Here is a 21,762-nt window from a genome sequence, read left to right as displayed (position 1 = left end):
TACCTGCGAGGCGACGATGCTTTTTCTGACTCTGCTCGGTGCGCTACTGGGCTTCTGGATCGGCGGCCCTCTGGGGCTGCTGATCGGCGCCGGGCTCGGCTACTGGCTGGTGCGGCGCCTGCGCAAGAGCGTTTTGGGCCGGCTGGCCGGCGCCCAGGCGCAATTCCTCGACTCGACCTTCGCGGTCATGGGCTGTATGTGCAAGGCCGATGGTCGCGTCACCGAGAACGAGCTGGAGGCCTCCCGGCAGCTGTGGGATCGCCTGCGGCTCAATGAGGCGCAGCGCGCCCGGGCGCGGGCCGCCTTCACCCGCGGCAAGGCCCCGGACTTCGACCTGGAGGCGGAACTCGCCAAGGTGCGCCAGGTGGTGGGCCGCCAGCACGCCCTGCTGCAGGTGTTCCTGCAGGTGCAGCTCGCGGCGATCACCGCCGACGGGGAGCTGCACCCCGCCGAGCATGAGATGCTGTTGCGCGTGGCGAGGGGGTTGGGTTGCTCCGAGGCCGAGATCGCCCAGATCGAGGCGATGCTGCGCGGCGGCCCCCAGACGGCCGGCGAGCACAGCCTCTCCCTGGAGGATGCCTATCGGGTGCTGGGGGTCGAGGCCGAGGCCAGCGATGCCGAGATCAAGAAGGCCTATCGCCGCCTGATGAGCGAGAACCATCCCGACAAGCTTGCGGCCAAGGGGCTACCCGAGAGCATGCGCGAGATGGCCAAGGAGCGCACCAGCGAGATCGGCAACGCCTACGAGCGCATCCGCAAGGCGCGCGCGGCGGCCTGATCTCGCGCTGGGTCGCCATCGCCGCGAGCCCGACTCATGAAGTCCCGTCCATGAATAAGCCCCCGATGTCGGGGGCTCATTGCGTGCTGGGCTCGGGTGACGGGCAACGCCCTTAGCTGGTGGCCTCGAGGGCCAGGCGGTAGGTGTCGCCGCTGGCGGGGAAGTCGGTCATGGCCTGGTAGGCCCGCAGCCGCAGGCGCGCCTGGGCCATGGCCTCGCTGCCGCCGTCGAGGCGCTCGAGGTCGACCGCGGCCTCCGCGGAATCGGAGGGGAGGCGGTGCTCGCCACGGTAGCGGCGGTGGACTAGCGTGGGGGTGCCGAGACATCGCAAGGAGTCGCCCGATGATCACCCTCTACGGTTTTCCCAATTCCCGCTCGCTGCGAGTGACCTGGATCCTGGAAGAGCTGGGCCTTTCGTATGCGTATCGCCACGTGGACCTGGGCCGTGGGGAAGGCCAGTCGGAGGCCTTCCTGGCGCGTCATCCCGACGGCAAGGTGCCGGTGCTGGAGGATGGCGAGCTGACGCTGTTCGAGTCGGCGGCGATCTGTCGCTACCTGGCGGAACGCTACGGCGAGCCGGACGGCCTGCTGCCGGCCACCGTCGAGGAGCGTGCCCGGGTCGACCAGTGGCTCTTCTTCATCATCGGCGAGCTGGAGCAGCCGCTCTGGACCCAGGCCAAGCACAAGTTCGCACTACCGGGTGAGCAGCGGATCCCGGCGGTGCTGCCGACCGCCGCCTGGGAGTTTCAGCGGGCGCTCGCGGCTCTGGGGCGGCGCTTCGACGGCGAGGGCTGGCTGGTGGGGGAGCGCTTCACCCTGGCGGATCTGCTGCTGGCCCACACCCTGACCTGGGCCGTCCAATTCAAGATGCGCCTGCCGCCGGCGCTGGCCGCCTACCGAGAGCGCGTCTCGGCGCGGCCGGCGCTGGCTCGGGCGGTGGCACGGGAGCGCAGCGCCGCCGAACCGGGCTGATGTCGGCTCGGGTCGGATCGGGCCGGATCAGGCCGCGAAGGGCAGCACGGCGGTCACGACCGCGAAGTAGTGGCAGGTGCTGCCGCCCATGACGAACAGGTGCCAGATCGCGTGGTTGAAGGGGATGGCACTGACGGCATAGAAGACCACGCCCAGGGTGTAGGTGACGCCGCCGGCGACCAGTAGGGTGAGACCGGTGGCGGAGAGGCTGGCCGCCAGGCTGTCGCCGGCCAGCACGATCAGCCAGCCCATCAGCAGGTAGATCGCGACCCGCAGCGCCTCGAAGCGATGCGGCCAGGCGAGCTTGCAGGCGATCCCCGCCAGGGCCAGCGACCAGACCGTGGCGAGCAGCGTCCAGCCCGTCGGGCCGCGCAGGTTGACCAGCAGGAAGGGCGTGTAGGTGCCGGCGATCAGCAGGTAAATCGCGCAGTGATCCAGGTGCTGGAAGAGACGCTTCAGGCGCGGATGACGCACGCCGTGATAGAGGGTGGAGGCGGTGTAGAGCAGCAACAGGGTGGTGCCGTAGAGGCTGATGCCGACGATCTTCCAGGGATCGACGTGGGCGCCCAGGCTGGCCAGGACCAGCAGCACCACGAGCCCGGCGAGGCTCAGCGCGGCACCGATGCCGTGACTGATGCTGTGCAACAGCTCCTCGAGGGCGCTGTAGGGTGTCTCGCCATGCGCGGGGGTGTACGTCATCGGGGTGCCTCCTCCCAGGCCACCACCCCGATGCCGGTCGGCGCGTCGCGAGGGGTCAGGGCTTGCGTTCGATGTCCACGTCGCTGGCCTGGGTGAAATCGCCGAGCACCATCATGTGGCCCAGCTTGCCCGCCTTGGTGGTCAGGTACTGTTCGTTGTGTGGATTTAGACCGGTGGTCAGCGGCACGCGTTCCTTCACCGTCACGCCGGCCTGGGTCAGGGCGTCGACCTTGCGCGGGTTGTTGGTCATCAGCCGCAGGGCCGTGATCTCCAGATGATCGAGCATCGGCACGCAGAGGTCGTAGCGGCGCAGGTCGGCGGCGAAACCCAGCTGCTCATTGGCCTCCACGGTGTCGGCGCCCGCGTCCTGCAGGCGGTAGGCGCGGATCTTGTTGAGCAGGCCGATGCCGCGCCCCTCCTGGCGCAGGTAGAGCAGCACCCCGCGCCCCTCCTCGGCGATGCGCTTGAGCGCTTCCTGCAGCTGGAAGCCGCAGTCGCAGCGCATCGAGAAGAGCGCATCGCCGGTCAGGCACTCCGAGTGGACCCGGCCCAGCACCGGTTCGCCGTCGGCCACGTCGCCCAGGGTCAGGGCGATGTGATCCTTGCCGGTGGCCTCGTCCTCGAAGCCGTGCATGGTGAAGGTGGCCCAGGGGGTGGGCAGCCGGGAGGCGGCGATGAATCGAATCGTCACGATGTACCTCGGTGGAAGACCACGGCGTTGCCGACGAGTGAAAGGCCATTCTATCAGGAAGGCCGGGCGGGCTCACTGTGTGCATCACGGGGCTCATCCCCGGCGCCTTCGATGGGGTACAATGGCGCCCACATTTTCCGTGGACGAGCGCCCGCATGGAACTCAAGAACGACCGCTTTCTGCGCGCCCTGGCGCGTCAACCCGTCGACCGCACCCCGGTCTGGATGATGCGTCAGGCCGGCCGCTACCTGCCCGAGTATCGTGAGGTGCGTGGTCATGCCGGCAGTTTCATGGATCTCTGCCGTAACCAGGAGCTGGCCTGCGAGGTCACCTTACAGCCCCTGGAGCGCTTCCCGCTGGATGCGGCCATCCTCTTCTCGGACATCCTCACCATCCCCGATGCCATGGGGCTGGGGCTCTACTTCGAGACCGGCGAGGGGCCGAAATTCCGCAAGCCGGTGCGCACCGCGGCCGAGGTGGATGCCCTGGCGGTGCCGGATGCCGAGCGTGACCTCGACTACGTGATGCGGGCCGTCTCGACCATCCGTCGCGAACTCAACGGCCGGGTGCCGCTGATCGGCTTCTCCGGCAGCCCCTGGACGCTGGCGACCTACATGGTGGAGGGCGCCTCCAGCAAGGACTTTCGCCACGTCAAGACGATGCTCTATGACGCGCCGGACGCCATGCACCGGCTACTCGACATGCTGGCCCACGCGGTCACCGACTACCTCAACGCCCAGATTCGCGCCGGTGCCCAGGCGGTACAGATCTTCGATACCTGGGGCGGGGCGCTGTCGACGCCGGCCTACCTGGAGTTCTCGCTGCGCTACATGGAGCAGATCGTGGCCGGCCTGATCCGCGAGCACGAGGGGCGTCGTGTCCCGGTGATTCTGTTCACCAAGAACGGCGGACAGTGGCTCGAGGACATCGCGGCGGCGGGCTCCGATGCCGTGGGCCTGGACTGGACCACCGAGCTCTCCTCCGCCCGGGCGCGGGTCGGCCATCGCGTCGCCCTGCAGGGCAACCTCGACCCCAACGTGCTGTTCGCCCGTCCCTCGGCGATTCGTGCCGAGGTGGCGCGCACCCTCGACAGCTACGGCCACGGCCCCGGGCATATCTTCAACCTGGGTCACGGCATCAACCAGTTCACCGACCCGGACCACGTCACGGCCTTCATGGAGGCCCTGCACGACCTGAGCCCGGCCTACCACCGCCATATCGCCCAAGAGTGACAGTGCGGTGACGCCGGTGTCGGGACGCGAGACGACATGGCGCCGTCTGTGGGCGGTGCTGGCCGTGCTGGCAGCCCTAGTGATCGCCTGGGGCAGCCTGATGCCGGGTAGCGAGCTGCCCGGGTCGCTGCCGTGGGACAAGGCCAGCCACTTCATCGGCTATGCCGGCCTCGCGGGCCTGCTCGGGCTCGCCGGGGTGCGCCTGCCATGGGCCCTGCTGATCAGCGTATGGTTCGGCGCGGCCATCGAGTTCACCCAGATCCCCGTGCCGGGCCGCCTCGGCGGCGACCTGCAGGACATTCTCGCCAACACCCTGGGGGCGGCCTGCGCGGTGGCCGGGCTCAAGGCCCTGCGCCACCTGAGAGTGCGCCGCGCGGCCCAAGGGTGAGCGCACGGCGCCGTTTTCGGCCCCGGCCTGGGCTCCAGTCTAGAGCCGCGGCTCGTTGACTGCCGCGGGTTCCGGTTCGCCCGTCCTGGCGAGGTCCAGGGTGGGCTCGTCGGCGGCGCGGGCCGGCGCCAGGCGATCGGCGCGGCGCACCACCCGTGGGCTGCCCACGACGCTCTCCTCCTCGTCGGCGACGCGCTGCGTCCCGCTGGTCCAGGAGTGGGCGTCGTCATGCACCGCCGGGCGCCGCTCCCAGGAGCGGGTGACCACGGCGGCTGGGGTGAAGCCGAGACGCTGCGCCTTCAGGTGGTGCGGCAGCAGGGCGAGTTCGGCCACCAGGCGCAGGGCCATGGCGGCCAGCAGCCAGAGCCCGCCACCCAGCGCCAGGGGCGGCCAGGCGCTGGCCAGCTCGAGAGACGGCGTGAGCCATGGCGTGCGCGGCGCCAGCCACAGGGCGGCGCCGGCCAGCAGGCCGAGCTGCAGCAGCAGGTGGCAGGTCAGCACGGTGGCGCGAGCCAGCGGCCGGCGGGGAAACAGGAACTGTCGCATGGGGGATCCTCCCGGGGGAATGCACATCGCGGCGATGAGGCGCGCCGACCTCCGTGTCGGGCGAGGCGTGATGCTACCCCAGTTCCCGTCCTGCTGCAGTCCCGTCGTGTCACCGGCGTTGCCGGTTGACCAACCCCGGGGCGCTTGCCAAGGTAAATCAGAGGCGAAGGCGGATCCCGTCGGGCAGGCCTTCGTCCACTCACCGGCATCGAGGAGCGACTATGACGACCTATATCGTGGTGGCGGATGCGGCGCGGGCTCGCCTGTTTACCCGCGATGGACTCACGATCAGCGAACTGGACAGCCTGGTGCATGCGGAAGGGCGCCTGCACGAGGGCGATCTGGTCACGGATCGGGAGGGCGATGTCCATGAGTCGACCTCGACCACGGCCCGCAGTGCCGGCGGAGAGAGCGTGGCGACCCAGCATCATGAGGAGGTGTTTGCCCGCGAGATCGCCGAGCGGCTCTATCGTGCCCGCGTCGACAACAGCATGGAGAAGCTGATCCTGGTGGCCCCGCCCCGCTTTCTCGGCCAGCTGCGCGACAAGGTCGATGGCCCCACCGCCAAGCGGGTGATCCACTCGCTGGCCAAGGACCTCACCAAGGCCTCCCTCGCCGATATCCAGGAGGCGGTCCGCGACCTCCGCTAGGCTCTCCCCGCGCGTTGACGGCCCGGCCCGTCGGTCGGGCCGTTTGGCGTCAGGGCATCGGTGTCAGGACCTTCGCATCAGGGCACCTGGGGCAGGTCGATCTGGTCGCTGCGGCGGATGCCCTCGGTCATCTGCCGGCACAGCTTGAGGAACTCGCGCATGCCGGTGGCCAGATACTTGTGGCGGTGCCAGATGAAGGTGAACTGGCGGCTCAGGTCGAGCTCCGGGGTGGCGATGGGCACCAGGCTGCCGCGGCGGAAGGCGTCGCGCAGCGCAAGCCTGGAGACGCAGCCGATGCCGAGCCCCGACTCCACCGCCCGCTTGATGCCCTCGGTGTGCTCCAGCTCGAGCAGGATGTTGAAGCGCCCGCGGCGATGCCGGGCGGCCTGTTCCAGGGTCAGCCGGGTGCCGGAGCCCTGTTCGCGCATGATCCAGGCCTCGCGCAGCAGCCGGTCGAGCTCCACCGGGCCGCCGCGGGCCAGCGGATGGCGCGGCGAGCAGAACACCGCCAGCTCGTCCTCCACCCAGGGCTGGGTGATCACGTCCTCCTCTTCGCACTGTCCCTCGATCAGCCCCAGGTCGAGCTCGTGCTGTCGCACGCTCTCGATGATGGTACGGGTGTTGCGCACCGAGAGGCGCACGCGGCTGCCCGGGTGGCGCTGCATGAAGTCGCTGATCAGCAGGGTCGCCAGGTAGTTGCCGATGGTCAGGGTGGCGCCCACGTCGAGGATGCCGATGCCCTGCTGGCCGCGCAGCAGCTCCTCCACCTCTTCGGCACGATCGAGCAGGGCCACCGCCTTGGGCAGCAGCTGGAAGCCCAGGGCATTGAGCTTGAGGCGCTTGCCGAGGCGATCGAGCAGCCGGCAGTCGAACTGGCGTTCCAGCTCGGCCAGGGCGGTGCTGGTCGCCGATTGCGAGAGCGCCAGGGCGCGGGCCGCCCGGGAGACGCTCTCATGCTGGGCGACGGCGACGAAGACCTCCAGCTGACGCAGGGTGTAGCGCATGACGCTCCTTGGCGGGTGTGATACCTAGAGCCGATATCCAGAGTATAGATAAGCGTTATCCATACAATCCATTTAACAGATAATACCCCGGCTCTTAGAATTGCCGTATCAATCTATCAGGCAAATTTATTCCTTTTTGGAATATCAAAGGAGTCGGCATGAGCAAGTTTGCGCTTGAAGACGTTCTCAGTGTGCATCACTGGAACGACACCCTGTTCAGTTTCCGCACGACCCGGGAGCGCAGCCTGCGCTTCAAGAACGGTCAGTTCGTGATGATCGGCCTCGAGGTGAACGGCAAGCCGCTGATGCGGGCCTACTCCATCGCCAGTCCCAACTACGAGGACCACCTGGAGTTCTTCAGCATCAAGGTGCCCGACGGCCCGCTGACCTCGCGGCTGCAGCACCTCAAGGTGGGCGACCAGATCATGGTCAGCCGCAAGCCCACCGGCACCCTGGTCACCGACGACCTGCTGCCGGGGCGCAACCTCTACCTGCTCTCCACCGGCACCGGCCTGGCGCCGTTCATGAGCCTGATCCAGGACCCGGAGGTCTACGAGCGCTTCGAGAAGGTGGTGCTGGTACACGGCGTGCGCAACGTCAGCGAGCTGGCCTATGCCGACTTCATCCAGAAGGACCTGCCCGCCCACGAGTACCTGGGCGAGGAGATCAGCGAGAAGCTGGTCTACTACCCCACGGTGACCCGCGAGACCTTCCATACCATGGGGCGCCTGACCGACCACATCCGCAGTGGCAAGCTGGCCGAGGACACCGGCCTGCCGGCCATCGACCCCAAGCAGGATCGCGCCATGATCTGCGGCAGCCCGGCGATGCTCGACGACACCAGCCAGCTGCTGGACGAGCTCGGCTTCACCATCTCGCCGCGCATGGGCGAGCCCGGCGATTACGTGATCGAGCGTGCGTTCGTCGAGAAGTAAGCAGCGCCGAGCTACAAGCGCCGAGCTACAAGCGCCGAGCTACAAGCGCCGAGCTACAAGCGCCGAGCTACAAGCAAACCCCGAAGGCCGAGACCTTCGGGGTTTGCTTTTGCCCGGGAGCAACACACTTTGATGGCCGCTTGGCCGCTTGGCCGCTTGGCCGCTTGGCCGCTTGGCCGCTTGGCCGCTTGGCCGCTTGGCCGCTTGGCCGCTTGGCGCCTAGACCGCGTCCTTGCCGGTCTCGCCGGTGCGGATGCGCAGCACCTGTTCCAGGGCGGTGACGAAGATCTTGCCGTCGCCGATCTTGCCGGTGTTGGCGACCTGGGTGATGGCATCGATCACCTTCTCGGCCATGTCGTCGTCCACGGCCACCTCGAGCTTCACCTTGGGCAGGAAATCGACGACGTATTCGGCGCCGCGATAGAGTTCGGTGTGGCCCTTCTGGCGGCCGAAACCCTTGACCTCGGTCACGGTGATGCCCTGGACGCCGATATCGGAGAGCGACTCCCGTACGTCGTCGAGCTTGAACGGCTTGATGATGGCGGTCACCAGTTTCATGGTCTTGATCCTCGTCGTGTCCGTGGGTCGGTGGCGAGCGCCGCCACCCTTGCCGTACTCATTGTGCCAGAGCATACACCCGCTGTGAGAGGAATGAAAAAGCCCCCCGAAGGGGGCCAGGACGTGCGCATGGGCTCACAGCGGGGCGCGTCTCACGACTTGGCGACGCCGAACTCGGGGTAGGCTTCCAGGCCGCATTCGGTCAGGTCGACCCCTTCGTACTCCTCCTCCTCGGTGACCCGGATACCCATCACGGCCTTGAGGATCAGCCAGACGATCAGGCTGGCCACGAACACCCAGACGAAGATGCCGAGGATGCCGATGAGCTGCGCACCGAAGCCGGCATCGCCGTTGGTCAGCGGCACGGCCAGCACGCCCCAGATGCCCACCACGCCATGCACGGAGATGGCACCCACCGGGTCGTCCAGCTTCAGCTTGTCCAGGGTCACGATGGCGACCACCACCAGTAGCCCCCCCACGGCGCCGATCAGGGCAGCACCCAGGGCGCTGGGCGAGAGCGGATCGGCGGTAATGGCCACCAGGCCCGCCAGGGCGCCGTTCAGCGACATGGTCAGGTCGGCCTTGCGGAACCACAGCTTGGCCAGGATCAGTGCGGCGATCACGCCGCCGGCGGCGGCCGCGTTGGTGTTCACGAACACCTGGGCCACGTTGTTGGCGGAGGCGACGTCGGACATCTTCAGCTCGGAGCCGCCGTTGAAGCCGAACCAGCCCATCCACAGGATGAAGGTACCCAGGGTCGCCAGCGGGAGGTTGGCGCCGGGGATGGCGTAGATGCTGCCGTTCTTGCCGTACTTGCCCTTGCGCGGGCCAAGCACCATGACCCCGGCGAGCGCCGCCGCCGCACCGGCGAGGTGCACGATGCCCGAACCGGCATAGTCGGAGTAGCCGACCTCGGCCAGCCAGCCGCCGCCCCAGGTCCAGTAGCCGGACACCGGGTAGATGAAGCCGGTCATGACCACGGCGAAGGCCAGGAAGGCCCACAGCTTCATGCGCTCGGCCACGGCGCCGGAGACGATGGACATGGCGGTCGCCACGAACACCACCTGGAAGAAGAAGTCCGAGCGCATGGCGTAGTAGGGGGCGTCATCGCCGCCGGCGAGCACCGCCTCGACCCCGTTCTCACTGCCGATCAGCGCGCCCAGGCTCGGCAGGAAGCCGCCGGCATCGCTGGAGTACATCACGTAGTAGCCGACCAGCAGGTACATGGTGCAGGCGATCGCGAACAGGGCGATGTTCTTGGTGAGGATCTCGGCGGTGTTCTTGGAGCGCACCAGGCCCGCCTCGAGCATCGAGAAACCGGCGGCCATCCACATCACCAGCACGCCGCAGATCAAGAAGTAGAAGGTATCGAGCGCGTAGCTCAGTTCGGGAAGTTCACTCATGGGTGTCTCTCCACGTCGGGAAGGAAAGGGAGGGGCAGTCAGACAGCATCGGCACCGCGCTCGCCGGTGCGGATGCGGATCACGTCCTCCAGCGGCGTGACGAAGACCTTGCCGTCGCCGATCTTGCCGCTGTTGGCCGCGCTGCAGATGGCGTCCAGAACGGTCTCGAGGCGGCTGTCGTCCACGGCGACCTCGACCTTGACCTTGGGCAGGAAGTCGACGACGTACTCTGCACCGCGATAGAGCTCGGTGTGGCCCTTCTGGCGGCCGAAGCCCTTGACCTCGGTGACGGTGATGCCCTGCACGCCGTTGTCGGCGAGCGCCTCGCGGACGTCGTCGAGCTTGAAGGGCTTGATGATGGCGGTGATCAGCTTCATGACGGATCTCCCTGCTGAAAGTGGGCGGCGTGGTACCCCCCGAGAAGTGGTTGTCCTGACACTGCGCAAACCGTGCCACTCTTCACAATACTTGCGTGAAATCAGTTGACTGGGTGAGGGTGTTGGCTTCCCGTTCGGCGGGGCGCGCGAGGCGGGTGGCGAGCGCGCACTTTTTTAGTGCTTTGGCGTGGCGCATGTGCACCATAAGCAGGCAGCTGCGTATGGTGCGCGCTGCCGGTGGCTTGCGTATCCTTTGGCGAGGCATCCACTGACGATTCAGGAGAGACACCATGGTGAGCCACGATCGCATCAGCCGCCTGGCCCAGCAGATCGGCGACCGGTTGCAGGGGGCGTCCCAGGCCCCGGAAGAGGTGCAGAAGGGCATCCAACAGGTGGTCAAGGGCGCCTTCGATCGCCTGGAGCTGGTATCGCGGGAGGATTTCGACATCCTGATGGACGTGCTGCAGCGCACCCGGTCGCGGGTCGAGGCCCTGGAGCAGCAGGTGGCGGCGCTGGAAGAGGCACTCGACACCGCCCCCTCGCGGGAGACGGCGAGCGCCTCGGTCGAGGCGCTGCCGGAGGAACCGGGTGCGGCATCCTCTCACGAGTCGAATCCCGAGCCCGGCCCCAAGGCAGGCAGTGATGATTCGCGCCCCGAGGAAGACGCCGACGCCGGCGAGTCCAACCGCTGATCCTCGCCCGCCATCGGGCGCCCCTCGCCGGCCTGGTCTAGCCTGAGGTCACACAGGCAGCGAGGGATCGCGCATGACGCTGGCAATCATCCACACCCGGGCCGGCCTCGGTCTCGAGGCGCCCGAGGTGCTGGTCGAGGTGCACCTGGCCAATGGACTGCCCGGCATCACCCTGGTGGGACTACCGGAGGCCGCAGTGAAGGAGAGCCGGGAGCGAGTCCGCAGTGCCCTGGTCAACGCCGGCTTCGACTTTCCCCTGCGCCGTATCACCCTCAATCTCGCCCCCGCCGACCTGCCCAAGGAGGGCGGTCGCTTCGACCTGCCCATCGCCCTGGGGCTGCTGGTGGCCTCGGGTCAGGTGCCACCCGAGGCCCTCGACGGGGTCGAGTGCGCCGGCGAGCTGGCCCTGGACGGCCGGCTGCGACCGCTCAGCGGGGTGCTGCCGATGGCCATGGCCACGCGCCAGGCGCGCCGCCGCTTGATCGTGCCCCGGGCCAATGCCGATGAGGCGGCCCTGGCCGGCGACCTCGAGGTGCTGCCCGCCGAGCACCTGCTCGAGGTGGTGGCCCACCTGCTCGGCCAGACGCCGCTGCTCCCGCACTGCGCGCCCGGCCCCGCCCCGGCATCAACGCCCGTTCCCGATCTCGCCGACGTGCGCGGCCAGCACCAGGCGCGGCGCGCCTTGGAGGTGGCGGCCGCCGGCGGCCACAATCTCCTGTTCGCCGGTCCGCCCGGCACCGGCAAGACCATGCTGGCCAGTCGCCTGCCGGGCATCCTGCCGCCGCTCACCGAGCAGGAGGCGCTGGAGGTGGCGGCGATCCGCTCGGTCAGCGGACTGTCCCACGCCACCGAGTGGGGCGTGCGCCCCTTCCGCGCTCCGCATCACACCGCCAGTGCCGTGGCCCTGGTGGGCGGCGGCTCGAAGCCGCGTCCCGGCGAGATCTCCCTGGCCCATCGGGGCGTGCTGTTCCTCGATGAGCTGGCGGAGTTCTCCCGGCACGTCCTGGAGGTGATGCGCGAGCCCATGGAGTCGGGGCAGATCCATATCGCCCGGGCCAACCACGAGCGACGCTTTCCCGCCGGCTTCCAGCTGGTCGCGGCGATGAATCCCTGCCCCTGCGGGCACCTGGGCGATCCGCGCCGGCCCTGCCACTGCACCGCGGCGCAGATCCAGCGCTACCAGTCGCGGCTCTCCGGTCCGCTGCTCGATCGTATCGATCTCCAGGTGGAGGTGCCGGCGCTGGCGCCGGAGCAGCTGACCTCCCGGGAACTGGGCGAGTCCTCGGCGGTGGTGCGCGAGCGTGTGCTGGCGGCACGGGCGAGGCAGGCGGCCCGCGGGGGGCTCAATGCTCAACTGTCCGGGCGCGCGCTGGAGGAGGCCTGCGGCCTCGAGGCCGAGGATCGGGCCTGGCTCGCCGGCGTGCTGGAGCGGCTCAGGCTGTCGGCGCGGGCCTACCATCGGGTGCTGCGGGTGGCCCTGACCCTGGCCGACCTGGCCGGGGAGGCGCGACCCGGGCGGGACCAGCTGATCGAGGCCATCGGCTATCGACAGCTCGATCGACTGCTCAAGGGGTGATGCGCCGCGCGCTCATAGGGCAGCGATCAGAGCGCCGTGGCGTCGAGCGCGCCTTCGATCTCGGTGCGCCAGACGGGTTCGTCGTGTCCGGTGCGGCGCAGCACTAGGCTCAGGCGGTAGGGCAGCAGCTCGCGGTCCGAGAGTTGCAGGCGGGGGCCGTCGGCGCTCAGGCGGGTCTCCAGGCGCCACTGGTTGTCGTGGCTGCCTTCCGCCATGGCCGCTCGCCACTCCAGCACCTGGGGGCCGTCGTCGATCGCCAGCAGGGCGCGGGTCAGGCTCTCGAGCAGGCGCGTATCGGCGAGGGGCAGCCGGGCATCGACCTGTGGCATGGCCAGCAGCAGGACCTCATCGACCGCCGGATGGGGCAACGGCGGTGTCGCCGTGACCTTTTCGGCGGCGCGCTCGCTCAGGCCGAGCAGGGCCTGGCGCACGCTGGTCGGCTGCTCCGGGGCGCCGGCGCAGCCGACCAGCACCAGCAGGCACGCCAGTAGTGGCAGGCGGCGGATCATGGCGAGGGCCTCCGGTCGTGCGGGTCGTCGGTCGCGGCCAGCGTTGCGACGAAGCGGTCGAGCACCGTGAAGAGTTCGCGGCGAATCGGCTCGGCCTCGTTGACCAGGTGATGGCGGGCCTCGGGGTGACGATGGATCTCGGCGTTGGGAAACTTGCGGGCCAGCACCTCGAGGTTCCACTCCCAGTCCACCGTCAGGTCCTGCTCGCCCTGCAGGATCAGGGTCGGCACCGGGCTCGGTGGCAGCGCCAGCAGTTGCGGCATCCAGCGCCGCATGGCGCCGACCCAGTCCATCGCCAGGCGGTCGGCCTGCAGGGGATCGCCCTCGCGCAGGAAATCGGCGAACTCGGCATCCGTGGAATTCGCGCGAAACTTGCGCGGGATCGACTCCACGAAGGGGCCCACCAGGCGGTGCAGCCAGCTCGACTGGTTCCAGCCCCAGGGGCGTACCAGCGGGGCCAGCAGCGCGAGCCCCGACCAGTGGCCGTCGTCGCCGCGGGTCAGCGCATCGGTGGCGAGAATCGCCGCCCCGGTACTTTGCCCGACGCCGAGCCAGGGGCGCGGGGCCAGTCCCTCGTCGTGAAGATGTTGCTGCAGATGGTGCAGGCAGTGACCGTAGTCCTTGAAGTCATCGATGGAGGCGCGGCGGCCGCTGGAGAGGCCGTGGCCCGGCAGGTCCCAGAGCACGACCCGCCAGCCTCGCGCGAGCAGGCACTCCAGCAAGTGGCGGTAGAGGCCGAGGTGGTCGAAGTAGCCGTGCACGACGAAGGCGGTGCCGATGGGTGTCTCGGGGCTCCAGACCTGCGTCCAGAGGCGAAAGTCGCCGGCCTGCAGATAGCCCACGTAGAGCCCCACCCGCTCGGCGAGCAGTGGCGCCAGGCCGTAGTGGCCCAGGTAGCGCTCGAGCGCCTGACCGGATAGGTCGGCGGGGGCGAGGGGGCCCAGGGCCTGCAGGGGGGTAAAGTCGCTCATCGGTTTCTCCACAAGGGCTCGTTCATGCTAGCGCCAAGCCGAGGGCGCGACCAGCGAAGCCGTCAGCGCGCGCCGCCCATCGGGGCCCGGGCTCATCATTTGGTCTAGCTTTCGGCCCCTTATGGCGGCAATGGCTTTACATGTGGAAGCAATTTCCACAAAATCGATACTACGCAGTCATCTTTCCCTGTCCGGCCGATCGGTGCCAGGGGGCACCGAGCAGCCAAGCACGAGGAGTACGACCCATGACCCAACGCATTGCTCGCCACCGCCTCCAGGTGGCCGCCGAGCTGGACCGCTTCATCAACGAACAGGCCTTGCCCGGCAGCGGTGTCGACCCCGACGCCTTCTGGAGCGGGGTCGACGCCCTCTTCCATGACCTGGCCCCGCAGAACCGCGAGCTGCTCGCCGAGCGCGACCGCCTGCAGGAGAAGCTCGATACCTGGCACCGAGAGAACCCCGGCCCGGTCCGCGACATGGCCGCCTACCGCGCCTTCCTTGAGGAGATCGGCTACCTCGTTGAGGCCCCGGCCAAGGTCGGCGTGACCACCGCCAACGTCGACGACGAGATCACCACCCAGGCCGGCCCGCAGCTGGTGGTGCCGGTCAACAATGCCCGTTATGCACTGAACGCCGCCAACGCGCGCTGGGGAAGCCTCTACGACGCCCTCTACGGCACCGATGTCATCCCCGAGGACGATGGGGCCGAGAAGGGTGAGAGCTTCAACCCGAAGCGCGCCGAGAAGGTCATCGCTTACGCCCGTGGGGTGCTGGACCGCGCCGCGCCGCTGGCCAGCGGCTCCCACGGCGACGCCGTGGCGTATGTCCTGCGCGATGGTCAGCTGGTCGTGTCCCTGAAGGGCGGCGGCGAGACCGGCCTGAAGGATGCCGACCAGCTGGTGGGCTTCGAGGGCGACGCCGCCTCGCCCTCCGCGTTGCTACTGGCCCATCACGGCCTGCACCTGGAGATTCAGATCGACCCGAACGATGCCATCGGCAAGACCGACCCGGCCGGCGTCAAGGACGTGATCGTCGAGGCCGCGCTGAGCACCATCATGGACTGTGAGGACTCCGTGGCCGCGGTGGATGCCGAGGACAAGGTCGGCGTCTATGCAAGCTGGCTGGGGCTGATGAAGGGCGACCTGGAGGAGCAGGTCGAGAAGGGCGGCAAGACCATCACCCGCCGCCTCAAGGGCGACCGCACCTGGCAGGGCGTCGACGGCGGCAGCGTGACCCTGCCCGGGCGCTCGCTGATGTTCGTGCGTAACGTCGGCCACCTGATGACCACCCCGGCGGTGCTCGACGCCGAGGGCAACGAGCTGCCCGAGGGCATCCTCGACGGCATCGTCACCTCGCTGATCGCCCTGCACGACCTGAACAAGGGCGAGGGCGAGCCGCGCAACTCGCGCACTGGCTCCATGTACATCGTCAAGCCGAAGATGCACGGGCCCAAGGAAGTCGCCTTCGCCAACACGCTGTTCGGCCGCATCGAGGACATCCTCGGCATGGCCCGCGACACTCTGAAGATGGGCATCATGGATGAGGAGCGCCGCACCTCGGCCAACCTCAAGGCGTGCATTGCCGAGGCGCCGTCGCGGGTGGTGTTCATCAACACCGGCTTCCTCGACCGCACCGGCGACGAGATGCACACCGCCATGGAAGCCGGGCCGATGATCCGCAAGGGCGACATGAAGGGCTCCGCCTGGATCCAAGCCTACGAGAAGAACAACGTCCAGGTCGGCCTGGCCTGCGGCCTGCGCGGGCGCGCCCAGATCGGCAAGGGCATGTGGGCCATGCCGGACCTGATGGCGGCCATGCTCGAGCAGAAGGTCGGTCACCCCAAGGCCGGTGCCAACACCGCCTGGGTGCCGTCTCCCACCGCCGCGACCCTGCACGCCCTGCACTACCACCAGGTGGACGTGGCGGCCCTGCAGCGCGAGATGGAAGGTCAGGGCGAGCCCGATCTCTTGGATGACCTGCTCACCATTCCGGTCGCCGAGAGGCCCGAGTGGAGTGACGAGGAAATCCAGCAGGAGCTCGACAACAACTGCCAGGGCATTCTCGGTTACGTGGTGCGCTGGGTCGAGCACGGCGTGGGCTGTTCCAAGGTGCCGGACATCCACGACGTGGGCCTGATGGAGGATCGCGCCACCCTGCGGATCTCCAGCCAGCACATCGCCAACTGGCTGCGCCACGGCGTGGTCGAGTCCGCCCGCGTCCAGGAGACCTTGGAGCGCATGGCCAAGGTGGTCGACCAGCAGAACGCCGGCGATCCGACCTACACGCCGATGAGCGACGACTTCGCCGCCTCCACCGCCTTCCAGGCCGCCAGCGACTTGATCTTCAAGGGCTGCGCGCAGCCCGCCGGCTACACCGAGCCGCTCCTGCACCACTGGCGCGCGGTGCACAAGGCCAAGTAAGGCGGCCTTCACCCGCCCTGTGCCCCTCTGAGGCCCGCAGCAACGACGCCCCCGCGGTCCTGCCGCGGGGGCGTCTCCATGAGCGCCAGGCGTTGACGGACTCGACGTTCGGCGACTGTCGGTCGCGGGCGGGCTTCGCTATCGTGAAGGTCAGCCATCACCCTCACCCGCCGGGAGACGCGCCATGACCGTGATGACCGCCGCCGCCATCGAGGACTTCCTCGACGAGGTCTTTCCCCAGCGCACCGGCACGATCGAGGGCGTCGACGAGATGCGCGCCACCATGAGCCTGGCCATCGAGGACGAGCACCTGCGCCCCGGGGCCAGCGTCTCCGGCCCTACCCTGATGGGGCTGGCGGATGTCTGCCTCTACGTGGCGATCCTTGCCCAGATTGGTCCCGAGCCCATGGCCGTGACCAGCGACCTGCATTGTCGCTTCCTGCGTCGCCCCCGAGGTGATCGCGACATCATCGCCAACGCCCGGCTACTCAAGCTGGGGCGTCGCCTGGCGGTGGGCGAGGTGCAGCTCTTCTCGGCGGGCGACGAGCGGCCGGTGGCGCTGGTCACGGCCACCTACGCGCTGCCGGACGGCGACTGAGCGTCGTGGCGGGCGCGCCATGCCGCCGCCGCCAGGGCCAACCAGCCACCGATCAGCAGCACCCCGCCGAGCGGCGTGACCATGCCCCATCGGCCCATGCCGGTCAGCGCTAGGGCATAGAGCGAACCCGAGAAGAGTCCCATGCCGGCTGCCCACAGTCCCAGCGCGAGTCGCTGGCCGGCCAGCGGCCTCGCGGCGCGCCAGGCCAGCACGGCGAGCAGCGCCAGGGTGTGCCAGGCCTGGTAGCGCACGCCGGTCTCGAAGGCGGCCGCCAGGCGCGGCGTCAGCTGCCCGTCCAGGGCGTGGGCGCCGAAGGCGCCGGCCACGACCACCAGGGCGCCGGAGAGGGCCGCCCCGAACCACCATCCTCTGTCCTGCATGGGGTCGTCTCCGTGTGCTCTCTGGAATGGCGTTTGGCCGCCTACCGTACCCCGGCGGCGCGTTAGCCGCTACAATGTCGGCCCCGAATCACCGTTGCCAACGAGTTCTCCCCAGCCCATGAGCGACCCGCGATACGACGACAAGACGACCGGCCCCGAAGGGCCCGAGGCCCCATTGCATCGCCGCGGCATCAAGAGCTACGTGCTGCGCGCCGGGCGCATGACCCAGGCCCAGATCCGTGGGCTCGAGGAGGTCTGGCCACGGTTGGGGCTAACGCTGGCCGATGGCCGCCAGGACCTGGAGGCGCTGTTCGGCCGCCGGGCGCCGGTGGTGCTGGAGATCGGCTTCGGCATGGGCGCCTCACTGGTCGAGCAGGCCGAGCGCCATCCGGATACCGACTTCATCGGCATCGAGGTGCACGCGCCGGGCGTCGGCAAGCTGCTCGACGAGGCGGACAAGCGTGGCCTGACCAACCTGCGGGTCTATCGCGAGGACGCCCTGGCCGTCCTCGAGCAGTGCCTGCCCGAGGCGAGCCTCGACACCCTGCAGCTGTTCTTCCCCGATCCCTGGCCGAAGAAGAAGCATCACAAGCGGCGCATCGTGCAGCCGGCCTTCGTCGAGCTGGTGCGTAGCCGTCTCAAACCCGGCGGCACCCTGCACATGGCCACCGACTGGGAGGCCTACGCCGGGTGGATGGCCGAGGTGATGCAGGCGGCCCCCGGCTTCGCCAACACCGCCGGTGCCGAGACGGCCCCCTACGTGCCGCGCCCCGAGTTTCGCCCGCTGACCAAGTTCGAGGCGCGCGGCGAGAAACTCGGCCACGGCGTCTGGGACCTGATCTTCCGCCGCGCCGACTGAGCGGTCACGCGCCAGCAGACGCCCCCGGCGATCTTTCGATCCCGGGGGCGTCTTGCATGGGGCGGGTGGCAAAGGTCAGGTGGCCAGGAAGCGGGCAAAAAAACGCCGCCCCGGGGGCGGCGACAAGAACCGTGACAAACAATGAGAGGGAGAAATCCTGACAGGACACTGGCAGGGGCCCTGCCCGGCTGTGGCGCCTCATCAACGCCACTCCGGCAGAATAATCATTCTCGTTTGCGTCGTCAATGCAAACAAGAAGTGTTTTCGTTAAAAGGCCGCCTCCCGCCGTTCCGCCCGCGTTCAGCCGACCAGTTTCAACCACAGGGGCAGGGTCAGCATGGCCAGCAGCGTCTGACCGGTGATCAGGGCCGCCATCAGCTCGGCGTCGCCGCCCAGCTGGCGTGCCAGGATATAGGCCGAGGTGGCGGTGGGCAGGGCGGCGAAGAGCAGCGCCACGTCCCGACTCACCGGGTCCAGGCCGAGCAGCAGGGCCAGGGCCAGCACCGTCGCCGGCATCAGCACGAGCTTGATCAGGTTGGCGACCCAGACGCCGCGATCGATCCTCAGCAGCGCGGCGGGGCGTAGCGCCACGCCCACGGCCACCAGGCCCAGCGGCAGGGCGGCGCGGCCGAGCAGCTCCACGGTGGCCGCGCTCCAGCCGGGCAGGCCGATGCCGCTGAGGTTCAGGCCGATGCCGGCCAGGCAGGCGAGGATCAGCGGGTTGCGCGCCAGCGCACCCAGGCTGCGCCCCAGGCTTGCCGTACCGAGGGTGCCGGCGGCGATGAAGCTGATCACGCAGAGCACGTTGACCATCGGCACCAGCAACGCCACGGCGACCGCCGCCACCGTGGTCCCGGCCGTGCCGTGCAGAGCCGCCGCGCCGGCCACGCCGACGTAGGTGTTGAAGCGCAGTGCCCCCTGGAGGGTCGAGGTGAAGGCGGCGGGGTCGAGCCGCAGCCGGTGGCGCAGCCTCCACAGCAGCAGGCCGAACAGCCCCAGGGCGCCGAGCAGCGCCAGGGCGAGCCGCGCCACGGGCACCTGGCCGACATCCGCACCGGCCAGGGTCGACACCAGCATGGCGGGAAACAGCAGGAAGTAGATCAGCCGCTCCATCTGCGGCCAGAAATCACCGCCCGGCTGGCGCCAGCGGCCGAGCCCGGCTCCCAGCAGGATGAGCAGGAACAGCGGTCCCAGTGCACTGCCTACGCCTTCCATGACACCTCCTCGTGAGCGTTCCCTGCGACATCCTTGCGCACTTCGCCGCCGGCAAATACTGGTAAGCTTACCCGCATCCTGCCACCGATGGAGGTCCCGCGCTTCGCCATGCCCCCGTGTATCCCGTCGTCGAGCGGCACGGCGCGCCTGCCGCTGCTGCATCTGCTGATCACCGTCACCCTGCTGACCCTCGCCGTGGCCCTCTGGTACCTGACCAGCTACAGCCTGCGTGACGAGGCCGAGATACGCTGGATGCCCCCGGCCAAGGCCGCCTGCGACCCCTCCGCGGGGCCGTGCGCCGCGCGGCTGGGCGGCGGCGCCGAGCTGAGCCTGGCGGTGGTCTCGCAGGGGGCGATCCAGCCCCTCGAGCGCCTGCCGCTGGAGGTGCGCGTCTCCGGCACGCCGGCCGAGGCCGTGCGGGTCGATTTCGTCGGCCGTGGGATGGACATGGGGTTGCATCGCTTCCCCCTCGAGGCCGAGGGCGACGGGGTCTTTCGCGGCGCGGGGCAGGTCTCGATCTGCACCGAAGCGGTCATGCCCTGGCGGGCGAAGGTGGTCGTGGACACCCCCCAGGGGCGTCTGGGAAGCTGGTTCGACTTCGAGGTACAGAGACGATGACGATGACGCGACGGGGAATCTGGCTCGGGCTTTCCGCGGTACTGATGATGCTGGTGGCGGTCGGCGTGGCCTTCTATCAGCAGCAGTCGTCGCCGGCCGATGGCGAGCCCGAGGGTGGTCCGATCGAGCTGGCGTCGACCGAGGGCGATTTCTCGCTGCGCCAGCTCGAGGAGGATCAGCTGGCGGTGGTCTTCTTCGGCTACACCTGGTGCCCCGACGTCTGCCCGATGGGGCTTGCCGTGGTGCGACAGGCGATGGAGCGGCTGGAACCTGCGCAGCGTCGCCGGGTGGTGCCGCTGATGATCTCGCTGGATCCCGAGCGGGATACCCTGGCGCGGCTGGAGGAGTACCTGGCGTTCTTCGGCGAGGCGTTCATCGGCGCCACCGCCGACCCGGACGAGCTGGCGCCGCTGGCCGAGCGCTACGGGGTGGTCTGGCGCCGGGTGGAGACCCCGGACTCCGCCATGGCCTACACCATCGATCACAGCGCCTCGCTGTTCCTGGTCGACCGTGACGGCGAGATCCAGCGTCGCGTGCTGCACTCTCCCACCTCGGGCCCGCTCCAGGCCGCCCTGGAGCAGGCCCTCGCGGAGGGCTGATTCCCCTGATGTGGCCCGTATAGGCGAGCCGGCTCAGGGCGCCTCGGGCGCCGCCTGCAGGCGCTCGATCATGGCCATTAGCGCGCCGGTCTGGGTGCCCCGGCGGGTGTCATGCAGCGGGTCGAGCTGCCAGGCGCTTTCGGCGAAACCCCACCAGTCCCAGCAGCCCTGGGGATTGGGCAGGCTGGTCTCTGTCTGGGGATAGAGCACCACCCGCTCGTTGGCCGCGGCCCAGTCGTTGAGGCCGCTGTGGCGCACGAAGGCCTCGCCGATCTGTTCGGCGGCCATGGCGCAGCCGTGCAGCGCTACGGTGAGCGCACAGCCTCCCGCCTCGCAGCGCTCCGGCACGTAGACATAGCCGCTGTCGCCGAGTCCCCGGGCATCGAAGTCCGCCTGGTCGAAGGCGACCAGGCGGCCGGCGACCTCCCGGGTCTCGGGCGGTGCGAGTTCGCCATGCAGCCAGCCTAGCGCCTCGCCGGCGATGTCCCGGTCGCAGGACAGCAGATGCGTGCCACCGCCCTTGCGACAGTCCGCGAGCTCCTGCATGGGCGCCTGCGTGTCTGCCGCCACCGGCCAGCCGTGGCCCGCCTGCTCGCTCTCCACCAGGCTGAGTTGCTCCTCGGGCGAGGCCAGCCAGCCGCGGAACTGCTCGGCGAGGGCCTGGCCCAGCGCCGGGGCCACGGTGTCGTCCTGGCCGCCCTGCCAGATGAAGACCCTGAGATCGGCGAGCGCCTCGACCTCACCGACCAGGTCGCGCTCGCGATAATCGCGGTAGCGTTCCGCCAGGATGTCCAGGTCGGGCAGGCCCTTGTGGGTCCCCATGCACTGGCCCAGGGCTAGGCTCAGGGAGCCGCGAGCGCAGGCCCAGGGGCCGGCGGCGAGGACGCCGAGCCCCTGGAAGCGCTCCGGCCAGGCCACCGCCAGCTGGGTGGCCATGTAGCCCCCCGAGGAGACGCCGATCACGCTGGTATCGTCCGCGGCGAGTGAGAGGCGGGGCAGGGCGTCAGGCGTGGGCTGGGCGACCGCCGGGACCGCCAGGCTCAGGCAGAGGCTGGCGGTCGACAGGGCCCGGAGAGGTCGCATTGCGGCCGG

At 69.2% G+C, this 21,762-nt stretch carries 26 protein-coding genes; 13 read left to right on the top strand and 13 right to left on the bottom strand.

What is annotated here, in order from left to right; translation table 11 throughout:
• The first annotated feature begins 16 nt into the window (after positions 1-16).
• A complete protein-coding gene (djlA, locus tag FEI13_RS00665) occupies positions 17-778 on the top strand; it encodes a co-chaperone DjlA (RefSeq protein ID WP_138178746.1) in 762 nt (253 codons plus the stop codon).
• A gap of 112 nt (positions 779-890) precedes the next feature.
• On the opposite strand, the gene FEI13_RS00660 is transcribed toward djlA, so the two are convergent.
• Positions 891-1,109, bottom strand: coding sequence for a hypothetical protein (locus FEI13_RS00660; RefSeq protein WP_138178745.1), 219 nt, complete (start codon positions 1,107-1,109; stop codon positions 891-893).
• An 11-nt stretch (positions 1,110-1,120) separates the two neighbouring features.
• On the opposite strand from FEI13_RS00660, the gene FEI13_RS00655 reads away from it, so the two are divergent.
• Complete coding sequence (locus FEI13_RS00655) at positions 1,121-1,750, top strand: glutathione S-transferase family protein (RefSeq protein WP_138178744.1); 630 nt, start codon at positions 1,121-1,123, stop codon at positions 1,748-1,750.
• Positions 1,751-1,777: 27 nt separating this feature from the next.
• Here the strand turns inward: FEI13_RS00655 and trhA are convergent, their stop codons facing one another.
• Together trhA and ribA are read right to left on the bottom strand one after the other, a co-directional pair.
• Positions 1,778-2,449, bottom strand: a complete 672-nt coding sequence (trhA, locus tag FEI13_RS00650; protein WP_138178743.1) for a PAQR family membrane homeostasis protein TrhA — start codon at positions 2,447-2,449, stop codon at positions 1,778-1,780.
• A 55-nt stretch (positions 2,450-2,504) separates the two neighbouring features.
• Positions 2,505-3,140, bottom strand: coding sequence for a GTP cyclohydrolase II (ribA, locus tag FEI13_RS00645; RefSeq protein ID WP_138178742.1), 636 nt, complete (start codon positions 3,138-3,140; stop codon positions 2,505-2,507).
• 155 nt (positions 3,141-3,295) lie between these two features.
• On the opposite strand from ribA, the gene hemE reads away from it, so the two are divergent.
• Entirely contained in the window at positions 3,296-4,372 is a 1,077-nt protein-coding gene (gene hemE, locus FEI13_RS00640) for a uroporphyrinogen decarboxylase (protein ID WP_138178741.1), read from the top strand.
• A 7-nt stretch (positions 4,373-4,379) separates the two neighbouring features.
• Positions 4,380-4,760 (top strand): VanZ family protein, encoded by a 381-nt coding sequence (locus tag FEI13_RS00635; protein WP_240036375.1) that lies wholly within the window; start codon positions 4,380-4,382, stop codon positions 4,758-4,760.
• A 39-nt stretch (positions 4,761-4,799) separates the two neighbouring features.
• On the opposite strand, the gene FEI13_RS00630 is transcribed toward FEI13_RS00635, so the two are convergent.
• The gene (locus FEI13_RS00630) at positions 4,800-5,306 is read right to left on the bottom strand and encodes a hypothetical protein (RefSeq protein ID WP_138178740.1); all 507 of its coding nucleotides are present in this window, start codon (positions 5,304-5,306) and stop codon (positions 4,800-4,802) included.
• A 221-nt stretch (positions 5,307-5,527) separates the two neighbouring features.
• Here FEI13_RS00630 and FEI13_RS00625 point away from each other — a divergent pair, with 221 nt between their 5' ends.
• Complete coding sequence (locus FEI13_RS00625) at positions 5,528-5,956, top strand: host attachment protein (RefSeq protein ID WP_138178739.1); 429 nt, start codon at positions 5,528-5,530, stop codon at positions 5,954-5,956.
• A 77-nt stretch (positions 5,957-6,033) separates the two neighbouring features.
• Here the strand turns inward: FEI13_RS00625 and FEI13_RS00620 are convergent, their stop codons facing one another.
• A complete protein-coding gene (locus FEI13_RS00620) occupies positions 6,034-6,960 on the bottom strand; it encodes a LysR family transcriptional regulator (protein ID WP_138178738.1) in 927 nt (308 codons plus the stop codon).
• 158 nt (positions 6,961-7,118) lie between these two features.
• Between FEI13_RS00620 and FEI13_RS00615 the strand changes: the two genes are divergently transcribed.
• Positions 7,119-7,895, top strand: a complete 777-nt coding sequence (locus FEI13_RS00615; protein WP_138178737.1) for a ferredoxin--NADP reductase — start codon at positions 7,119-7,121, stop codon at positions 7,893-7,895.
• A 219-nt stretch (positions 7,896-8,114) separates the two neighbouring features.
• Here the strand turns inward: FEI13_RS00615 and glnK are convergent, their stop codons facing one another.
• The 3 genes from glnK to FEI13_RS00600 form a co-directional block, all read right to left on the bottom strand.
• On the bottom strand, positions 8,115-8,453 hold the full coding sequence (glnK, locus tag FEI13_RS00610) for a P-II family nitrogen regulator (RefSeq protein WP_138178736.1): 339 nt from the start codon (positions 8,451-8,453) through the stop codon (positions 8,115-8,117).
• 152 nt (positions 8,454-8,605) lie between these two features.
• A complete protein-coding gene (locus FEI13_RS00605; protein WP_138178735.1) occupies positions 8,606-9,856 on the bottom strand; it encodes an ammonium transporter in 1,251 nt (416 codons plus the stop codon).
• A gap of 38 nt (positions 9,857-9,894) precedes the next feature.
• Positions 9,895-10,233, bottom strand: a complete 339-nt coding sequence (locus FEI13_RS00600; protein ID WP_106231078.1) for a P-II family nitrogen regulator — start codon at positions 10,231-10,233, stop codon at positions 9,895-9,897.
• A gap of 290 nt (positions 10,234-10,523) precedes the next feature.
• Between FEI13_RS00600 and FEI13_RS00595 the strand changes: the two genes are divergently transcribed.
• A complete protein-coding gene (locus tag FEI13_RS00595; RefSeq protein ID WP_138178734.1) occupies positions 10,524-10,925 on the top strand; it encodes an accessory factor UbiK family protein in 402 nt (133 codons plus the stop codon).
• Between the two features lie 73 nt (positions 10,926-10,998).
• Positions 10,999-12,501, top strand: a complete 1,503-nt coding sequence (locus FEI13_RS00590) for a YifB family Mg chelatase-like AAA ATPase (RefSeq protein ID WP_138178733.1) — start codon at positions 10,999-11,001, stop codon at positions 12,499-12,501.
• 26 nt (positions 12,502-12,527) lie between these two features.
• Here the strand turns inward: FEI13_RS00590 and FEI13_RS00585 are convergent, their stop codons facing one another.
• Positions 12,528-13,010 carry a hypothetical protein gene (locus FEI13_RS00585; protein ID WP_138178732.1) on the bottom strand — a complete coding sequence of 161 codons (483 nt, stop codon included), beginning with the start codon at positions 13,008-13,010 and terminating at the stop codon, positions 12,528-12,530.
• On the bottom strand, positions 13,007-13,981 hold the full coding sequence (locus tag FEI13_RS00580) for an alpha/beta hydrolase (protein ID WP_138178731.1): 975 nt from the start codon (positions 13,979-13,981) through the stop codon (positions 13,007-13,009). The genes FEI13_RS00585 and FEI13_RS00580 overlap by 4 nt, the downstream gene beginning before the upstream one ends.
• A 245-nt stretch (positions 13,982-14,226) precedes the next feature.
• On the opposite strand from FEI13_RS00580, the gene FEI13_RS00575 reads away from it, so the two are divergent.
• Positions 14,227-16,401, top strand: coding sequence for a malate synthase G (locus FEI13_RS00575; RefSeq protein ID WP_138178730.1), 2,175 nt, complete (start codon positions 14,227-14,229; stop codon positions 16,399-16,401).
• A 184-nt stretch (positions 16,402-16,585) separates the two neighbouring features.
• Positions 16,586-16,999, top strand: a complete 414-nt coding sequence (locus FEI13_RS00570) for a PaaI family thioesterase (RefSeq protein WP_138178729.1) — start codon at positions 16,586-16,588, stop codon at positions 16,997-16,999.
• On the opposite strand, the gene FEI13_RS00565 is transcribed toward FEI13_RS00570, so the two are convergent.
• Complete coding sequence (locus tag FEI13_RS00565; RefSeq protein ID WP_138178728.1) at positions 16,975-17,379, bottom strand: DUF423 domain-containing protein; 405 nt, start codon at positions 17,377-17,379, stop codon at positions 16,975-16,977. The two genes, FEI13_RS00570 and FEI13_RS00565, sit on opposite strands and share 25 nt — an antisense overlap.
• 118 nt (positions 17,380-17,497) lie before the next feature.
• Between FEI13_RS00565 and trmB the strand changes: the two genes are divergently transcribed.
• Entirely contained in the window at positions 17,498-18,238 is a 741-nt protein-coding gene (gene trmB / locus FEI13_RS00560; protein WP_138178727.1) for a tRNA (guanosine(46)-N7)-methyltransferase TrmB, read from the top strand.
• 300 nt (positions 18,239-18,538) lie between these two features.
• Here the strand turns inward: trmB and FEI13_RS00555 are convergent, their stop codons facing one another.
• Complete coding sequence (locus tag FEI13_RS00555) at positions 18,539-19,453, bottom strand: AEC family transporter (RefSeq protein ID WP_138178726.1); 915 nt, start codon at positions 19,451-19,453, stop codon at positions 18,539-18,541.
• 108 nt (positions 19,454-19,561) lie between these two features.
• On the opposite strand from FEI13_RS00555, the gene FEI13_RS00550 reads away from it, so the two are divergent.
• Together FEI13_RS00550 and FEI13_RS00545 are read left to right on the top strand one after the other, a co-directional pair.
• Entirely contained in the window at positions 19,562-20,071 is a 510-nt protein-coding gene (locus FEI13_RS00550; RefSeq protein WP_138178725.1) for a hypothetical protein, read from the top strand.
• 2 nt (positions 20,072-20,073) lie between these two features.
• Positions 20,074-20,670: an SCO family protein gene (locus FEI13_RS00545; RefSeq protein WP_138178724.1), complete on the top strand. Its 597-nt coding sequence runs from the start codon at positions 20,074-20,076 to the stop codon at positions 20,668-20,670.
• Positions 20,671-20,703: 33 nt separating this feature from the next.
• Here the strand turns inward: FEI13_RS00545 and FEI13_RS00540 are convergent, their stop codons facing one another.
• A complete protein-coding gene (locus tag FEI13_RS00540) occupies positions 20,704-21,753 on the bottom strand; it encodes an alpha/beta hydrolase family protein (protein WP_138178723.1) in 1,050 nt (349 codons plus the stop codon).
• Between the last annotated feature and the right edge of the window lie 9 nt (positions 21,754-21,762).

It is taken from the genome of Halomonas urmiana (assembly GCF_005780185.1).
GTDB lineage: Bacteria > Pseudomonadota > Gammaproteobacteria > Pseudomonadales > Halomonadaceae > Halomonas > Halomonas urmiana.
This window is presented reverse-complemented; position numbering and strand designations above follow the sequence as displayed.

What these genes read in the sequence shown, in the direction of transcription:
- djlA (WP_138178746.1), top strand. Translation starts at nt 17, where the DNA reads ATGCTTTTTCTGACTCTGCTCGGTGCGCTACTGGGCTTCTGGATCGGC.
- FEI13_RS00655 (WP_138178744.1), top strand. Translation starts at nt 1,121, where the DNA reads ATGATCACCCTCTACGGTTTTCCCAATTCCCGCTCGCTGCGAGTGACC.
- trhA (WP_138178743.1), bottom strand. Translation starts at nt 2,449, where the DNA reads ATGACGTACACCCCCGCGCATGGCGAGACACCCTACAGCGCCCTCGAG.
- hemE (WP_138178741.1), top strand. Translation starts at nt 3,296, where the DNA reads ATGGAACTCAAGAACGACCGCTTTCTGCGCGCCCTGGCGCGTCAACCC.
- FEI13_RS00630 (WP_138178740.1), bottom strand. Translation starts at nt 5,306, where the DNA reads ATGCGACAGTTCCTGTTTCCCCGCCGGCCGCTGGCTCGCGCCACCGTG.
- FEI13_RS00625 (WP_138178739.1), top strand. Translation starts at nt 5,528, where the DNA reads ATGACGACCTATATCGTGGTGGCGGATGCGGCGCGGGCTCGCCTGTTT.
- FEI13_RS00620 (WP_138178738.1), bottom strand. Translation starts at nt 6,960, where the DNA reads ATGCGCTACACCCTGCGTCAGCTGGAGGTCTTCGTCGCCGTCGCCCAG.
- FEI13_RS00615 (WP_138178737.1), top strand. Translation starts at nt 7,119, where the DNA reads ATGAGCAAGTTTGCGCTTGAAGACGTTCTCAGTGTGCATCACTGGAAC.
- glnK (WP_138178736.1), bottom strand. Translation starts at nt 8,453, where the DNA reads ATGAAACTGGTGACCGCCATCATCAAGCCGTTCAAGCTCGACGACGTA.
- FEI13_RS00605 (WP_138178735.1), bottom strand. Translation starts at nt 9,856, where the DNA reads ATGAGTGAACTTCCCGAACTGAGCTACGCGCTCGATACCTTCTACTTC.
- FEI13_RS00600 (WP_106231078.1), bottom strand. Translation starts at nt 10,233, where the DNA reads ATGAAGCTGATCACCGCCATCATCAAGCCCTTCAAGCTCGACGACGTC.
- FEI13_RS00595 (WP_138178734.1), top strand. Translation starts at nt 10,524, where the DNA reads ATGGTGAGCCACGATCGCATCAGCCGCCTGGCCCAGCAGATCGGCGAC.
- FEI13_RS00590 (WP_138178733.1), top strand. Translation starts at nt 10,999, where the DNA reads ATGACGCTGGCAATCATCCACACCCGGGCCGGCCTCGGTCTCGAGGCG.
- FEI13_RS00585 (WP_138178732.1), bottom strand. Translation starts at nt 13,010, where the DNA reads ATGATCCGCCGCCTGCCACTACTGGCGTGCCTGCTGGTGCTGGTCGGC.
- FEI13_RS00580 (WP_138178731.1), bottom strand. Translation starts at nt 13,981, where the DNA reads ATGAGCGACTTTACCCCCCTGCAGGCCCTGGGCCCCCTCGCCCCCGCC.
- FEI13_RS00575 (WP_138178730.1), top strand. Translation starts at nt 14,227, where the DNA reads ATGACCCAACGCATTGCTCGCCACCGCCTCCAGGTGGCCGCCGAGCTG.
- FEI13_RS00570 (WP_138178729.1), top strand. Translation starts at nt 16,586, where the DNA reads ATGACCGTGATGACCGCCGCCGCCATCGAGGACTTCCTCGACGAGGTC.
- FEI13_RS00565 (WP_138178728.1), bottom strand. Translation starts at nt 17,379, where the DNA reads ATGCAGGACAGAGGATGGTGGTTCGGGGCGGCCCTCTCCGGCGCCCTG.
- trmB (WP_138178727.1), top strand. Translation starts at nt 17,498, where the DNA reads ATGAGCGACCCGCGATACGACGACAAGACGACCGGCCCCGAAGGGCCC.
- FEI13_RS00555 (WP_138178726.1), bottom strand. Translation starts at nt 19,453, where the DNA reads ATGGAAGGCGTAGGCAGTGCACTGGGACCGCTGTTCCTGCTCATCCTG.
- FEI13_RS00550 (WP_138178725.1), top strand. Translation starts at nt 19,562, where the DNA reads ATGCCCCCGTGTATCCCGTCGTCGAGCGGCACGGCGCGCCTGCCGCTG.
- FEI13_RS00545 (WP_138178724.1), top strand. Translation starts at nt 20,074, where the DNA reads ATGACGCGACGGGGAATCTGGCTCGGGCTTTCCGCGGTACTGATGATG.
- FEI13_RS00540 (WP_138178723.1), bottom strand. Translation starts at nt 21,753, where the DNA reads ATGCGACCTCTCCGGGCCCTGTCGACCGCCAGCCTCTGCCTGAGCCTG.